Source organism: Blastomonas sp. 34TW (assembly GCF_059803595.1).
In genome coordinates, this window is record NZ_JAPFGW010000001.1 from 136,394 (window position 1) to 149,266 (window position 12,873).

General features: G+C 64.2%; 10 protein-coding genes. 7 read left to right on the forward strand and 3 right to left on the reverse strand.

Annotated features, from left to right (window positions below):
* Position 1: 1 nt before the first annotated feature.
* Positions 2 to 874 (reverse strand): LysR family transcriptional regulator, encoded by an 873-nt coding sequence (locus OPU69_RS00655; protein ID WP_498508907.1) that lies wholly within the window; start codon positions 872 to 874, stop codon positions 2 to 4.
* Between the two features lie 108 nt (positions 875 to 982).
* Between OPU69_RS00655 and OPU69_RS00660 the strand changes: the two genes are divergently transcribed.
* The 7 genes from OPU69_RS00660 (at position 983) to OPU69_RS00690 (ending at position 9,516) form a co-directional block, all read left to right on the forward strand.
* Positions 983 to 2,131, forward strand: coding sequence for an acyl-CoA dehydrogenase family protein (locus OPU69_RS00660; protein WP_498509312.1), 1,149 nt, complete (start codon positions 983 to 985; stop codon positions 2,129 to 2,131).
* Positions 2,132 to 2,261: 130 nt separating this feature from the next.
* Positions 2,262 to 3,863 carry a carboxyl transferase domain-containing protein gene (locus tag OPU69_RS00665; protein ID WP_060978038.1) on the forward strand — a complete coding sequence of 534 codons (1,602 nt, stop codon included), beginning with the start codon at positions 2,262 to 2,264 and terminating at the stop codon, positions 3,861 to 3,863.
* Between the two features lie 153 nt (positions 3,864 to 4,016).
* Positions 4,017 to 4,400 carry an endonuclease domain-containing protein gene (locus OPU69_RS00670; RefSeq protein WP_331710219.1) on the forward strand — a complete coding sequence of 128 codons (384 nt, stop codon included), beginning with the start codon at positions 4,017 to 4,019 and terminating at the stop codon, positions 4,398 to 4,400.
* Complete coding sequence (locus OPU69_RS00675; protein ID WP_498508909.1) at positions 4,394 to 6,283, forward strand: acetyl/propionyl/methylcrotonyl-CoA carboxylase subunit alpha; 1,890 nt, start codon at positions 4,394 to 4,396, stop codon at positions 6,281 to 6,283. The genes OPU69_RS00670 and OPU69_RS00675 overlap by 7 nt, the downstream gene beginning before the upstream one ends.
* Before the next feature lie 198 nt (positions 6,284 to 6,481).
* Complete coding sequence (locus tag OPU69_RS00680; RefSeq protein WP_498508911.1) at positions 6,482 to 6,934, forward strand: MaoC family dehydratase; 453 nt, start codon at positions 6,482 to 6,484, stop codon at positions 6,932 to 6,934.
* A gap of 204 nt (positions 6,935 to 7,138) precedes the next feature.
* Positions 7,139 to 8,926 carry a DUF885 domain-containing protein gene (locus tag OPU69_RS00685; RefSeq protein WP_498508912.1) on the forward strand — a complete coding sequence of 596 codons (1,788 nt, stop codon included), beginning with the start codon at positions 7,139 to 7,141 and terminating at the stop codon, positions 8,924 to 8,926.
* Between the two features lie 146 nt (positions 8,927 to 9,072).
* On the forward strand, positions 9,073 to 9,516 hold the full coding sequence (locus tag OPU69_RS00690; RefSeq protein WP_498508913.1) for a YybH family protein: 444 nt from the start codon (positions 9,073 to 9,075) through the stop codon (positions 9,514 to 9,516).
* Between the two features lie 51 nt (positions 9,517 to 9,567).
* On the opposite strand, the gene OPU69_RS00695 is transcribed toward OPU69_RS00690, so the two are convergent.
* A complete protein-coding gene (locus OPU69_RS00695) occupies positions 9,568 to 9,867 on the reverse strand; it encodes a hypothetical protein (protein ID WP_023838966.1) in 300 nt (99 codons plus the stop codon).
* A 40-nt stretch (positions 9,868 to 9,907) separates the two neighbouring features.
* Positions 9,908 to 12,814, reverse strand: a complete 2,907-nt coding sequence (locus OPU69_RS00700; protein ID WP_498508915.1) for a M16 family metallopeptidase — start codon at positions 12,812 to 12,814, stop codon at positions 9,908 to 9,910.
* Positions 12,815 to 12,873 lie beyond the last annotated feature (59 nt).

Consider the following 12,873-nt stretch of genomic DNA (forward strand, 5'->3'; position numbering starts at 1 on the left):
TTTAATCCCACCCCCCAATCCTCTCACCCAACACCCCACGCACCCGCTCCACCACCGCCTCTGGCACCACCCCCGTCTCGCGCACCAGCAGCCCCAGTGTGCGCACATGCGCGAAATCTTCCATCGACACCCGCGCCACCCCTGTCGCGGTGAAGCAGTCGGGCATCACCGTCACGCCCACGCCCGCGGCGACCAGAGCCAGGATGCGGTCGTCGTTGCGGGAGCGGGCGGCGAAGAAGGGGCGGACGCCGCGGGCAGTGAAATGCTGGCTGGTCTGGCCAAGCAGTTCGCAATGGCGGCGGACCAGCATCACGTCGCGCGCCAGCTCTTGTGCGGCGATGGCGTTGCGTTGGCCAAGCGGGTGGCTGGCGGGCAGGGCTAGGCTATAGCCCTCGGTCACCACCGGCTCGAAATCGGCGCGCAACCGGCCCTGGGGCTCCATCGTGATCGCCATGTCGATCCGCGCTGCCTCCAGCCGGTCGGTCAGCTCGCTCGCGCGGCCCTCGACGAACTCGGTGCGGATGCCGTCCAATTCGGCGAGCGCTGCGGCCATCGCGGCGACGATCGCGGTGGGAAGGGTGGAGAGCACGCCCAGCCGCACGATCGCCTCGGGCCGGTGCTGCTTCATTGCGGCTTCGGCCAGGTTGAACTGCGCCTCGATCCGCCGCGCATGTTCGGCGAACTGTGCGCCCGTCGGCGTCAGGTCGACCCGCCGGTTCGATCGGTGGAACAATCTTTGCCCCACGCTTTCCTCCAGCCGCGCGATGCCGACCGACAGCGTCGGCTGGGTGACGTTGCAGCTTTCCGCCGCGCGGGTGAAATTGCCATGTTCGACCACGGCGAGGAAATAGCGAAGCAGATAGCGTTCGATCATAGACAGCGTCTAGGATAAACCCCTTTCAATATCAATTTTCCTTTGTTGACTTGGGGCCCTAGAACCGGTGCGATCAGAGCTCCAGGAGAGGATGCCGCCATGTCCATGATGCCCGATTTCGACTTCGCTTTGGGCGAAGCCGCCGAGATGATCCGCGATACCACGCGGCGCTTCGCCAGCGACAAAATTGCGCCGATCGCCGCGAAGATCGACGCCGAGGACTGGTTCCCGGTCGAACTGTGGCCGCAAATGGGCGAACTCGGGCTGCACGGCATCACGGTGGGCGAAGAGGATGGCGGGCTCGGCCTCGGCTATCTCGAGCATGTCATCGCGATGGAAGAGGTGAGCCGCGCGAGCGCCTCGCTGGGCCTCAGCTATGGCGCGCATTCCAACCTGTGCGTCAACCAGCTGCGCCGCTGGGGCAATGCGGAGCAGAAGGCGAAATATCTGCCCGGCCTGATCTCGGGCGAGCATGTCGGGTCGCTTGCCATGTCGGAAGTGGGCGCAGGGTCGGACGTTGTCTCGATGAAGCTCAAGGCCGATGCGGTGGCGGGCGGATACCGGCTCAACGGTACCAAGTTCTGGATCACCAACTCGGCCTATGCCGAAACGCTGATCGTCTATGCCAAGACCGGCGAGGGATCGGGCGGCATCACCGCGTTCATCATCGAAAAGGGCATGCCGGGTTTCTCGATCGGCCAGAAGATCCAGAAAATGGGGATGCGGGGCTCTCCCACGGCGGAGCTGGTGTTCAACGACTGTTTCGTGTCGGACGAAAATGTCATGGGCCCGCTGAACGGCGGCGTTGGCGTGCTGATGAGTGGCCTCGATTACGAGCGCGCGGTGCTGGCCGCCGGGCCGCTCGGCATCATGCAGGCGTGCCTCGACGTGGTGCTGCCCTATGTGCGCGAGCGCAAGCAGTTCGGCCAGCCGATCGGCGCGTTCCAGATGGTGCAGGCCAAGGTCGCGGACATGTATGTCGCGCTCAACAGCGCGCGGGCCTATGTCTATGCGGTGGCGCGGGCGTGCGATGCGGGCAAGACGACGCGCTTCGATGCGGCGGGGGCGATTTTGCTGGCGAGCGAGAATGCGGTGAAATGCTCGCTCGAGGCGATCCAGGCGCTGGGTGGGGCGGGATACACCACCGACTGGCCGGTGGAGCGCTTCCTGCGCGATGCCAAGCTGTATGACATCGGGGCAGGGACGAACGAGATCCGGCGGTTCCTGATCGCGCGCGAACTGATCGGAGCGCGGTGATGCGAATTTGGTCGGCTTCATGCTTTAGCCGTCACCCTGAACTTGTTTCAGGGTCCATTTCTCGCCACGCGGCTTCGGCTCATCAGGCACGATGGATGCTGAAACAAGTTCAGCATGACGGAGTTATGCAATGACCGCTCCCGTTCTCGACACGAAAATCGACACGAATTCGGAAAGCTACCGCGCCGCCTTTGCGCACAACAGCGCGCTGCGCGATGAGCTCTGGGCCAGGGTCGCCGAAGCGGCGCTCGGCGGCAACGCCAAGTCGCGGGAGCGGCACACCGCGCGGGGCAAGCTGCTTCCTCGGGAAAGGGTGGAGCGGTTGCTCGATCCGGGTTCGCCCTTCCTCGAGATCGGCCAGCTCGCAGCAAACGATCAATATGACGGCGAAATCCCTGGCGCAGGCATGATCGCCGGGATCGGCCGCGTCTCGGGTCGTCAATGCATGATCGTGTGCAACGACGCCACCGTGAAGGGCGGCACCTATTATCCGATGACGGTGAAGAAGCACCTGCGCGCGCAGGAGATTGCCGAGGCCAACCGGCTGCCGTGCATTTACCTTGTCGACAGCGGCGGCGCGAACCTGCCGCACCAGGCCGAGGTCTTCCCCGATCGCGAGCATTTCGGCCGCATCTTCTTCAACCAGGCGAACATGTCTGCCAAGGGCATTCCGCAGATCGCCTGCGTGATGGGCAGCTGCACGGCGGGTGGTGCGTACGTCCCGGCGATGTCTGACGAGACGGTGATCGTGCGCAACCAGGGCACGATCTTCCTCGCAGGTCCCCCGCTGGTCAAGGCCGCCACGGGCGAGGAGATCAGCGCCGAGGACCTGGGCGGTGGCGACCTGCACGGGCGCAAGTCGGGCGTGGTCGATCATGTCGCGGAGAATGACGAGCACGCGCTGACCATCGTGCGCGATATCGTCTCGCACCTCGGCCCGATCCCCAAGCCGGACATCGATGTCCGCGATCCGCGCGCACCGAAATTCGACGCGGAAGAGCTGTACGGCATCATCCCCTCCGATGTCCGCGCGCCTTATGACGTGCACGAGGTGATCGCGCGGCTGGTCGACGGGTCCGAGTTCCACGAGTTCAAGGCGCTCTATGGCAGCTCGCTTGTCTGCGGTTTCGCGCATATCTGGGGCATGCCGGTCGCGATCCTGGCGAACAATGGCGTGCTGTTCAGCGAGAGCGCGGTCAAGGGCGCGCATTTCATCGAGCTTGCCTGCCAGCGGCGCATTCCGCTCCTGTTCCTGCAGAATATCAGCGGCTTCATGGTCGGCGGCAAATACGAGGCGGAAGGCATCGCCAAGCATGGCGCCAAGCTGGTGACGGCGGTGGCGACGGCGAGCGTGCCCAAGGTCACCGTGCTCATCGGTGGCAGCTTCGGCGCGGGCAATTACGGCATGTGCGGCCGCGCCTATTCGCCCCGCTTCCTGTTCACCTGGCCCAATGCGCGCATCAGCGTGATGGGCGGCGAGCAGGCGGCCAGCGTGCTCGCGACCGTGCACCGCGATGCCGACAAATGGGACGAGCGCGAGGCCGAGGCGTTCAAGGCCCCGATCCGCCAGAAATACGAGGACGAGGGCAACCCCTATTACGCGACCTCGCGGCTGTGGGACGATGGCATTATCGACCCCGCACAGACGCGCGACGTGCTGGGCCTGGCGTTCGCCGCGTGCCTCAACGCGCCCGTCGAGGAGGCCCCCCGGTTCGGGGTGTTCCGGATGTGAGGGGACGCGCGGACACCCAAAATCCTCCCCGAGCTCGCTCGGGGAGGGGGACCACCCGCGCAGCGGGTGGTGGAGGGGCTCTTCATGCTCAAGGATGAGGCCCCAAGGCCCGCAATCGGAGCAGTCACCCGTGCCCGTCGGTTGCGCAGGGTCATGAGCCTGCCGGAGGTGCTTCTCTGGAAGCATCTTAAAGGCGCGCCCGAAGGCATCAAATTCCGTCGCCAGCATCCAAGCGGCGAATTGGTGCTCGACTTCTACTGCGCGGATGCTCGTCTGGCGGTCGAGATCGACGGCTCGGATCATGACTGTGCGGACCGACCCCTGCGAGACCAACGACGCGATGCCTGGCTGGCATCGCAAGGCATCGAAACGCTGCGGGTTCCGGCCAGTGACGTATTGATGGATTGCGCGCAGGTTGCCGAGGGCATTGTCGACTACGCGGTCGCGCGATTGCCCCTCCACCACCCGGCAAGGGCCGGGCGGTCCCCCTCCCCGAGACAAGCTCGGGGAGGATTTCAAGGGAACACCCCATGCTGAAATCCCTCCTCATCGCCAACCGGGGCGAAATCGCTTGCCGGATCATCCGTACGGCGCGCTCGATGGGCATCCGCACCATCGCGGTGTACTCGGACGCCGACGCCAGGGCGCTGCATGTGCGCAAGGCGGATGAAGCCGTACATATCGGACCTTCACCGGCGCGCGAGAGCTACCTGGTGGGCGAGAAGATCATCGCCGCCGCCAAGGCGACCGGCGCGGAGGCGATCCATCCGGGCTATGGCTTCCTTTCGGAAAACGCCGAGTTTGCCGAGGCCGTGATCGCCGCCGGGCTGATCTGGGTCGGCCCCAAGCCGGACTCGATCCGCGCCATGGGCCTCAAGGACGCGGCGAAAAAGCTGATGGACACAGCCGGCGTACCCACCACGCCGGGCTATCTGGGCGAGGACCAGAGCCCCGAGCGGCTCGCGGCAGAGGCCGAACGCATCGGCTATCCGGTGCTGATCAAGGCGGTCGCGGGGGGCGGCGGCAAGGGGATGCGCAAGGTCGATGACCCCGCCGGGTTCGCCGATGCGCTGGTTTCGTGCAAGCGCGAGGCGGCGGCGAGCTTCGGCAATGATGTCGTGCTGCTGGAAAAATGGATCGAAAGCCCGCGCCATATCGAGGTGCAGGTGTTCGGCGACAGTCACGGCAACGTCGTGCACCTGTTCGAGCGCGATTGCTCGCTGCAGCGCCGCCACCAGAAGGTGATCGAGGAAGCCCCCGCGCCCGGCATGGACGAGGCAACGCGCGAAGCGGTGTGCGGCGCGGCGGTGCGCGCGGCGAAAGCCGTGGATTATCAGGGCGCAGGCACGATCGAGTTCATCGCCGATGGCTCCGAGGGGCTGCGCGCGGATCGCATCTGGTTCATGGAAATGAACACGCGGTTGCAGGTCGAGCATCCGGTGACCGAGGAAATTACCGGGGTCGATCTGGTCGAATGGCAGCTGCGCGTGGCGAGCGGCGAGCCGATCCCGCTGCGCCAAGAGGAGCTCAGCATCAACGGCTGGGCGATGGAAGCGCGGTTGTATGCGGAGGACCCGGCGAGCGGATTTCTTCCCAGCACCGGCAGGCTGGATCGCTATTGCCTTCCCGAAGAGGAAGCTCGGGTTGATACCGGCGTCGAGGAAATGTCGGTTGTTTCTCCATTCTATGACCCGATGATTGCCAAGATCATCGTCCATGGTTCGGATCGGGATGATGCTGTCGACAGGTTGCTATCCGCGCTTGAGGGCACTGCGGTCTGGCCGGTCAAGTCCAATGCAGGTTTCTTGCACAAGGCGGCAAGCAGTGCACCATTCCGATCTGCGCTGATCACGACAGCCTTCATTGCAGAGCAGGGGGACGCTCTCATCCCGCCAGCAGAGCCTGATCATGAGTTGCTCGGTCAGGCTGGCCGTCACCTGGTTCATGCCTATGCGGACGCGTCGCGTCATTCGCGTGACAACGAATTGCTGGAAGGCTTCAGGCTCAACAGCGGCAAAAGGACGGCATTGGTCTTGCAGGCCGGTGGTACAGTCCATCATCTTTCCAAGGTCCCGGACTTCGGCGGCAATGTCTATTCCTCAGCGATAGATCAAGATTCTGCATTGGTAACGAAGGCAGGCCAGAGCTTTGCTATTGGCCTGCCGCGATTCAATGCAGGTGCGGCGGCGGCAGGCAGCGGCTCCATCCTCTCCCCCATGCCGGGCAAGGTGATTGCGGTGGATGTGGCGGCGGGTCAGCAGGTCGCCAAGGGGCAGAAGCTGCTGACGCTCGAGGCGATGAAGATGGAGCATTCGCTTGTCGCGCCGTTCGATGGCGTGGTGGCGGAACTTAACGCCAGCGAGGGCGCGCAGGTGCAGGTCGAGGCGCTGCTCGTGCGGATCGAGGCGGCGGCGGAGTGATGCGCGCTGGTCCTTCTCCCTGGACAGGGAGAAGGATACGGAGCCTTGTCGGCGTAGCCGGCTAGGCGCAGTTGGATGAGGGTGATGGTTGCGAGCTGGCGCATTCTCACCCTCACCCAGCTTCGACTAATTCGCTTCGCTCATAAGTCTTCGCAGCCCTCTCCCATCGAGGGAGAGGGGTAGTTGAGGTAGGGAAATATGGCAGGACGATATTTCGACGAATGGCAGGTCGGCGACCGGATCGAGCATGAGATCCGGCGCACGGTGACCGAGACCGACAATCTGCTGTTCAGCACGATGACGCACAATCCGCAGCCGCTGCACCTCGATGTCGAGGCGGCCAAGGCGAGCGAGTTCGGGCAGATCCTGGTCAATGGCACCTTCACCTTTGCGCTCATGGTCGGGCTGTCGGTGGGTGATACGACGCTGGGCACGCTGGTCGCCAACCTGGGCTATGACAAGCTCGTCATGCCCAAGCCGGTGTTCATCGGCGACACCATGCGCGCGACCAGCGAGGTGACCGAGCTGAAAGAGTCGAAATCGCGGCCCAATGCCGGGATCGTCACCTTCACGCACGAACTGATCAACCAGCGGGGCGAGGTGGTGTGCCGGTGCCTGCGGTCGGCGCTGGTGAAGAAGAGAGACGCCTGAACCCTTCATTTCCGCGCACGTGGGAATCCCGCTCGCTCGTTCGCTGTCGTGCATCAGGGGGACCCCCGCCTGCGCCGGAGTGGCGGAAAAGAGCATGCAATTCAATCGCCTGCCGCGTTTCGTATACTGATCGCTTGACCTGCCGAATGCCCTTCACTCTAATGCCGAACAACTGCTTACGGCATTCCGAAGGGGCCCATCACCATGCGCGCATCCATCCTTATCGCATCGCTGCTGCTCGGCACGGCGAACGCTCCCGCCATGGCGCAGGACGCCGCGCCTTCACCCGCGCCGGCCACTGCTGCCAGGCCCGCGCCGGGCCCGATGGATGCGAAGCTGCGCGCGCTCTATGATGCGGAGTGGGACTGGCGGCAGAAGGAACTGGCCCAGATCAAGGAAAATGGCCGCTGGGTCGATGGCGACCGGCTGACCAGCGAGACTGCTGCCGATCAGGCGCGCAGGCTCGCCTATTGGCAGGATGTGCTGAAACAGCTCGACGCGATCCCGATGGATCAGCTGTCGCCCGAGGAGCAGGTCAACGCCGCGGTGTTCCGCCAGTCGGTCTGGGAAAATGCCAAGGGGCTGGAATACAAGACCTATGAAGCCCCGTTCAACAGCGACACCTTCTTCTGGGGCGGGCTGAACCCGCGCCAGGGCTTTGGCAATGCCACCGGCTACAAGCGCTATCTGGGGCGGATGCGCGATGTTCCGCGCTATTTCGACGAGAATATCGTCAACATGCGCGCAGGGCTGGCCCGGGGCTATACCGTGCCGCGCGTCGGCATTGAGGGGCGCGACAAGACGATCGAGGCCTATACGGTGCCGGGCGAGGCCAATCCGTTCTACGATGCCTTCCGCGTGATGCCGCAGAGCATACCGCCCGCCGAACAGGCCGCGCTGCGCGCCGAGGCCTTGAAGACGATCGAGACGTCGGTGGTGCCCGCCTATACCAAGCTGCTCGGCTTTATGCGGACCGAGTACATGCCCAAGGCGCGCACGACCATCGCCGCCTATGCGCTGCCCGATGGCAAGGCCTTCTACCAGGACATGATCAAGGTCTTCACCACGCTCGACCTGACGCCCGAGGAGATCCACGAAATCGGGCTGAAGGAAGTGGCGCGGATCGATGCCGACATGCAGCGGACGATGCGCGAGACCGGGTTCAAGGGCAGTTTCCCCGAATTCCTGCAATTCCTGCGCACCGACCCGCAATTCTATGCCAGAACACCGCGCGAGCTGCTGGGGGCTGCGGCCTATACGGTCAAGAAGATGGACGGCAAGCTCAAGGACACGTTCAATTTCCTGCCGCGCTATCGCTTCACCGTGCTGCCGGTGCCCGATGTGATCGCGCCGATCTACACCTCGGGGCGCGGCGGTCTGGATGCGTGCCTGTTCAACACCTATGACCTGCCGCAGCGGCCCTTGTACAACATCCCCGCGCTGGCGCTGCACGAGTGCAATCCGGGGCACAGCTTCCAGGCGGCGGTGGCGCTCGAAGCCCCCAACCGGCCCGAATTCCGCCGCCAGACCTATTTCTCCGGCTATGGCGAGGGCTGGGGGCTGTACACCGAATGGCTGGGATCGAAGATCGGCATCTACGAGACGCCCTATGAGGAATTCGGCCGCCAGACCTTTGAAATGTGGCGCGCGGCGCGGCTGGTGATCGATACCGGCGTGCATACCAAGGGCTGGACCCGGAGCCAAGCCATCGACTATCTCGCCAGCCACACTGCGCTCGCCCCGCGCGATGTCGAGACCGAGGTCGACCGCTATATCTCCTGGCCGGCCCAGGCGCTCGCCTACAAGCTGGGCGAGCTGGCGCTGCGCAAGATGCGTGCGAAGGCGGAAGCCGAGCTGGGCGCGGCCTTCGACCAGCGCCCGTTCCACGACACCTATCTGATGCTGGGATCGGTGCCGCTGCCGGTGATGGAGCAGAAGATGGAGGAATTCATCGCCGCCGAGAAGGCGAAGCTCGCCAAGGCGGGGAAGTGAGCTTTCCGGCCTTCCCTGAATGCGTCACCCCAGCGAAGGCGAAGGTCCCGCTTTCTTCTCAACCCGTGGCGCAACAGCGGGATTCCCGCGTTCGCGAGAATGACGGGGCAGGGCGATTTTCGTTATTCGCGGCATTTGCGCTCTGCATGGCCACGGCGCCCGCCCATGCCGAGACGCCCGCACCCGAAGCCGAAATCCGCAATGTGATCGCCGAGATGGAAGCGGCCTGGAATCGCGGCGACTTTCAGGGCTATATGCGCGGCTTCCTCAACCCCGGAGTGGTGTTCGTCTCGCGCGGGCAGTTCCAGCGCGATTGGCAGGGAACGCTCGACCATTATGTCCGCGATTATGGCGGCGCGCCGGAAAAGCGCGGGACGCTGCATTTCTACGACATCAAGGTGGAGATTCTCAGCGACGACGCCGCGCAGCTGATCAGTCGCTATCATCTCGATCGGGCACAAAGCCCGCAATATGGCATCAACACCCGGCTGATGCGGAAAGTCGGTGGGCGCTGGGTGATCGCGCTCAACCATGTCTCGTCGAGCGAGACGCCCGATCCGAACGACCCGGTTGAAGGGCACCGCCCATAAAAAATCCTCCCCGCGCCAGGCACGGGGAGGATTTTCGTTGCTTGCGAAAGCTTAGGCCTTGCGGGTGCCGCTCATCGCCATGGTGCCGAATGCGCCGGCCTTGATCTGGCCGGTGATGGTGTCGCCATCGACGGTCGCGGTGCCTTCGAGCTTCATCGGCATCGGCACCTTCATGTCCATCGTCCAGGTCAGCGTGTTGCCGTCGACCTTGCCGTCGGTAATGTCGAGCGAGCCCATCTGGCCGGCATTCGATCCGGTCCAGCTGTCGCCATCGACATTGACGGTCAGTACCGACTTCTGGTCGCCCATCGGCGATTTGGTCACGCAATCATATTGTCCAGCAACTGACATGTTATTCGTCCTCTCTGTGGTGGGTTGAAGGGTAGTTGGCTTATTTGTCTCCGGCGGCAGGTGCCGCGCGGCGAACCTCGACGGGCATGCCCAGTTCCTTGAGCTGCGGCTCGACCTTGGCGGCATCGCCCACGATCACCCAGGTCAGCGTCTTGGGGTTGAGCGCGGTGCGCATCGCCCCGTTGAGCTTCTCGGCATCCATGCTGCGATATTGCGCGGCCAGGCTTTCGGCATAGTTGGTCGGGCGGCCGTAAAGCGCGTCCGACTGCATCTGCGACAGCACCGCGGCCGAGCGTTCATAGGTGCCCGCCAGCTCCAGGCTGTTGCCCTTGACCGTGCGGTCGAGCTCTTCCGGGGTCACGCCCTTGGTGCCGATGAAATCGTTCATCTGCTGGATGATCGCGGTCACCGAGGGGCCGGTCTGGTTGGTCTGGACGGGCGCAAAGGCCAGGAACGGCACGTCGTTCTTGGGCCGCTGGATCAGCGTGCGGGTGCCATAGGACCAGCCCTTGGTCTCGCGCAGGTCCATGTTGATGCGCGAGAGGAAATCGCCGCCCAGAATGTCGTTCGCGGTTTCGAGCGCCAGCAGATTGTCGGTGCCCTTGGCCTTCAGCACCTGACCCGCCAGGATCAGCGACTGGGGCGAATTGGGACGGTCGATCAGGATGATGCGGCCCTGGCCAGCCGGGATCGCCGCGCTGAAATCCTTCTGCATCAGCGCCATGCGGTTCGACGGCCATTTGCCGAAACGCTCTTCGAGCATCGGCATGATGTCCTTGAGGCTGGTGTCGCCGACGACGAAGATCGATGCGCGCTCAGGCCGCATCCACTGGGCGTGATAGGCGGCGAGCTGGTCGCGGGTCAGCTTGGCGACCACCGCCGGATCGCCGGTGCCGGTCAGCGGCACGCCATAGGGATGGGCCGGGCCGTAGAGCAGCGGCGGCAGGTTGCGCAGCGCGATGCCTTGCGGCTGAGTAAATTCCGCCTGAATGCGGGTCAACTGCTGCACGCGCACGCGCTCCAGCTCCTTGGCATCGAAAGCGGGGTTGCGGATGACATCGGTGAGGAGGTCGAGCGATGCGCCGAGATTCGCCTTCATCGCGCTCATCGAGACGATGGTGCGATCGAGGTCCGACGAGGCGCTGATATTGGTGCCCAGGCGCTCCTGCGCCTCGGCCAGTTGCACCGAATTGAGCTTCTGGGTGCCTTCCTGCAGCAGCGCGATCATCAGGCTGTTGGTACCGAGCGCATCCTTGGGATCGCTCGCATAGCCGGCATCGAAGCTGACGGCGACGCGCACCACCGGCACGGCGGTCCGCTTGGCGAAGCGCACCTTGATGCCGTTCGAGAGCGTCGCTTCCTCGACATCGGGGAAGTCGAGATCGGGCACTGCGCCGGCTTCAGGGAAGGTCGAGCGATCGACAGCGGCAAGCGGCTGCTTGCTCGCAGCGCCTGCGGCCATCGCGTCTTCGGCCATGCTCGAATAGAACGCCGGTGCCGCTAGGACGCCCGTGCGCATCGCGGGGCCGCTGCCGGTCACCTGGCCGTTGCCGCCCGCGACTTCCTGATAGGCATCGCGCTCACCGGGCAGCACGTGCAGCTTGGCGACGGGGCGAGTCAGCCATTTCTGCATCGCAGCCGTGACCTTGGCCGGCGTCATCGCGGCCAGCATGTCGAGCTGCTTCTTGTAGAAGGCCGGATCGTCCGAATAGAGCGCGCCTTCGGCCAGCGTCACCGCCTTGCCGGTAAAGCCGCCGACCTGTTCCAGGCCGTTGATCCGCTGGGCCGCCTCGCGCGTCGCGACGCGCTGCACCTCGTCGGCGGTCGGGCCCTTGGCGATGAAATCGGCCATGATCGCGTCGAGCCGCTTGGATACCGCGTCGACATCCGCGCCCGGCTTCACATCGACATAGACCTCGAACACGCTGCCATGGACGAAGGGCTGGGCAGATGCAGTGACGGCGACCGCGGTCTGCTCGTCGCGCACAAGAATGTTGTCGAGCCGCGAGCTGGCCAGGCCGCCGAGCACGGTCGCGGCAACGTCGAGTGCGGCATAATCGGGGTCATTGAGGCCGGGCACGGTCCAGAAGCGATAGAGGCGCGCGGTCGGCACCTTGTCCTTCATCTCCGCGACCTTCTCCTTGTCGAGCGTCGGCAGCGGCGGGTTCAGCTTGGCAACTTCAGGACCCTTGGCGATATCGCCGAAATATTTCTCGACCAGCGGCCTGGCTTCGGCGACGTTGATGTCGCCCGCCAGCACCAGGATCGCATTGTTCGGGCCGTAATGGTCGGTGAACCACTTCTTCATGTCGTCGAGCGAGGCGGCCTGCAGGTCCTCCATCGATCCGATGGTCGAATGGCCATAGGGATGCTCAGGGGGCGTGAGCATCTCGATCTGCTTGTATTCGACCAGGCCATAAGGCTGGTTATCGCCCTGGCGCTTCTCGTTCTGCACCACGCCGATCTGGTTGGTCAGCTTCTCCTGGGTGATGCCGTTGAGCAGATGGCCCATGCGGTCGCTTTCCAGGAACAGGGCGCCTTCCAGCCCCGCCTTGGGCACGGTCTGGAAATAGTTGGTGCGATCGAACCAGGTGGTGCCGTTGAAATCGGTCGCGCCGAGCTTCTTCAGATATTCGAAATAGTCGCCCTGCGCGTTTTCGGATCCGTTGAACATGATATGCTCGAACAGATGGGCATAGCCGGTCTTGCCCTTGGGCTCGTGCTTCGAGCCGACATCATACCAGATCGAAACCGCCACGATCGGGGCCTTGCGGTCCTCGTGAACGATGACGGTGAGGCCATTGGCCAGCGTGAACTGCTGATAGGGGATGTTCACCGTCTTGACCAGATCGGCGACGGGCGCGGCCTGCTGTGCCTGGGCGGGGGAAAGCGCCACGGCAAGCGCCAGCGAGGATACGGCGATCAGCGAGCGGAAGGGCTTGAGCATGGATATGGAGCCTCTCTTGGGAGCGAATATGACTGTTCTATCGGGTGCCACCGGCTGAT

What these genes read in the sequence shown, in the direction of transcription:
- OPU69_RS00660 (WP_498509312.1), top strand. Translation starts at nt 983, where the DNA reads ATGCCCGATTTCGACTTCGCTTTGGGCGAAGCCGCCGAGATGATCCGC.
- OPU69_RS00690 (WP_498508913.1), top strand. Translation starts at nt 9,073, where the DNA reads ATGGCCACGGCGCCCGCCCATGCCGAGACGCCCGCACCCGAAGCCGAA.
- OPU69_RS00670 (WP_331710219.1), top strand. Translation starts at nt 4,017, where the DNA reads ATGAGCCTGCCGGAGGTGCTTCTCTGGAAGCATCTTAAAGGCGCGCCC.
- OPU69_RS00685 (WP_498508912.1), top strand. Translation starts at nt 7,139, where the DNA reads ATGCGCGCATCCATCCTTATCGCATCGCTGCTGCTCGGCACGGCGAAC.
- OPU69_RS00675 (WP_498508909.1), top strand. Translation starts at nt 4,394, where the DNA reads ATGCTGAAATCCCTCCTCATCGCCAACCGGGGCGAAATCGCTTGCCGG.
- OPU69_RS00665 (WP_060978038.1), top strand. Translation starts at nt 2,262, where the DNA reads ATGACCGCTCCCGTTCTCGACACGAAAATCGACACGAATTCGGAAAGC.
- OPU69_RS00680 (WP_498508911.1), top strand. Translation starts at nt 6,482, where the DNA reads ATGGCAGGACGATATTTCGACGAATGGCAGGTCGGCGACCGGATCGAG.
- OPU69_RS00655 (WP_498508907.1), bottom strand. Translation starts at nt 874, where the DNA reads ATGATCGAACGCTATCTGCTTCGCTATTTCCTCGCCGTGGTCGAACAT.
- OPU69_RS00695 (WP_023838966.1), bottom strand. Translation starts at nt 9,867, where the DNA reads ATGTCAGTTGCTGGACAATATGATTGCGTGACCAAATCGCCGATGGGC.
- OPU69_RS00700 (WP_498508915.1), bottom strand. Translation starts at nt 12,814, where the DNA reads ATGCTCAAGCCCTTCCGCTCGCTGATCGCCGTATCCTCGCTGGCGCTT.